This is a genomic window from uncultured Campylobacter sp., from assembly GCF_937890585.1.
In the GTDB taxonomy this organism is placed as follows: domain Bacteria; phylum Campylobacterota; class Campylobacteria; order Campylobacterales; family Campylobacteraceae; genus Campylobacter_A.
On the sequence record NZ_CALACG010000374.1, the window covers coordinates 1 to 1,597 of the forward strand.

Consider the following 1,597-nt stretch of genomic DNA (forward strand, 5'->3'; position numbering starts at 1 on the left):
CTATTCTTCGTTCCAAGATTTCGGATATATTTTAAATTTAATTAAAATTAAAATAATAGGAGTAAAAAGCAAAGTTTTTATAAATTTAGAGCCAACAATTGATATGGTAAAGAAAAATCCGCAAGCGTCTATGTTAAATTACGTCCCTCAAGCGCTCTTTCCACCAAAAGGCAAGCTACCAAAGCGCCCTTTGCCAAATTTAAAATTTGACGCAAACGCCCTCAAAAATGGCGAGTTTATCTGGCTTGGGCACGTTAGCCTAATCTGCAAGCTTGATGGCAAAACCATCATCATAGACCCAGTTTTGCACCGAGCATTCCCTCTCCCAGTTGGCGGCAAGCCCTTTGCCTACGAGCATGCCATCACCGCTAGCGACTACCCAGAGGTGATCGACATCGTCCTCATCTCGCACGACCACTACGACCACCTTGACTACAAGACGATCCTTGAGCTAAAGGGTAGAATTTGCAAGTTTCTAGTGCCACTTGGCGTCAAAGCTCACCTCGTAAAATGGGGCGTAAACGCAGATAAAATTTACGAGTTTGACTGGTTTAGCGAGCAGAAAATAGGAAATTTAAACTTCACTTTTTGCCCCTCAAGGCACTTTAGCGGGCGCACATTTAAAAGAAATACCACGCTTTGGGGCGGCTGGGCGGTAGAGGAGGCTGGCTTTAGCTTTTATTTTAGTGGAGATGGCGGATATGGCAGGCATTTTAAGATGATAAATGAGAAATTTGGCGGATTTGATCTAGTTTTCATAGAAAATGGCGCTTACAGCGACGGCTGGCCCTACGTGCATATGAAGCCAGAGGAGTCGGCGCAAGCACTAAAAGATCTTGGTGCAAGGCTTGGCGTGCCGGTGCATTGGGGTAAATTTGATCTTTCTTATCACGCTTGGGATGAGCCGATCAAGCGTTTTGAAAAGGCGGCTACAAAACTTGAGCTAAACTACGCCACGCCGATGATCGGAGAGGTTTTTAGCGTGCAAAATCCACCTAGAAAAAAATGGTGGGATGAAATTTAGGAATAAAATTTGCTCTAAATTTTAAAATCCAAAAGGAAGTGCAGATGAAAATTTCTGAAAATTTATCAAATTTAAAAAATGCCATCGACAAGGCTGCAAAAAACGACCTTGATGCAAGCGCTACTGGAAGCTTTTTGCAAAATTTAGAAAAAGCCAACGAAGAGACGGAGAAGATCTACGAAAAGCTTGAAAAAGAGCTAAAAAGCGATGCGCAGATGTTTAAGCAGTTTGACTTCATGCAGATGATGACAAAGCTTCAATACGGCAACCTAAAATCAAGCGAGCGCGAAGAGCTCATAAATAAAATGAGCAAGATCGCTAAGGAAATTTAATCTAAATTTTTGATGGCTTGGTGGCGGAGCTAAATTTAGCTTTTTTGTGTAAATTTATGTGTTTTTTGATGAGTAAATTTACTCGCTTGGCAGCTGTTAATATCCTCATATTTGCGCATCTTTTGTTAAGCACATCTTTTCTTACAAACTGCACGTATAACGCCATTAATGCGCAAAATTCCAGCCAAATTTTAAAATTTATGAACGAGCATATCACGGCTCTAAATTTAGTGGCGAGTGA

3 protein-coding genes are annotated in these 1,597 nt (G+C 41.3%); 2 read left to right on the forward strand and 1 reads right to left on the reverse strand.

Translation table 11 applies throughout. The annotated features are described in order from the left end of the window. The first annotated feature begins 130 nt into the window (after positions 1-130). Complete coding sequence (locus Q0296_RS11075; protein ID WP_298040560.1) at positions 131-1,024, forward strand: MBL fold metallo-hydrolase; 894 nt, start codon at positions 131-133, stop codon at positions 1,022-1,024. A gap of 44 nt (positions 1,025-1,068) precedes the next feature. Continuing rightward, on the forward strand, positions 1,069-1,356 hold the full coding sequence (locus Q0296_RS11080; RefSeq protein ID WP_107856528.1) for a hypothetical protein: 288 nt from the start codon (positions 1,069-1,071) through the stop codon (positions 1,354-1,356). A gap of 1 nt (position 1,357) precedes the next feature. Here the strand turns inward: Q0296_RS11080 and Q0296_RS11085 are convergent. After that, positions 1,358-1,597 (reverse strand): hypothetical protein (locus Q0296_RS11085; RefSeq protein WP_298040565.1); only part of this gene is annotated, 240 nt, incomplete at its 5' end.

Coding starts and splice junctions, on each gene's coding strand:
- Q0296_RS11075 (WP_298040560.1), top strand. CDS start 131: ATGTTAAATTACGTCCCTCAAGCGCTCTTTCCACCAAAAGGCAAGCTA.
- Q0296_RS11080 (WP_107856528.1), top strand. CDS start 1,069: ATGAAAATTTCTGAAAATTTATCAAATTTAAAAAATGCCATCGACAAG.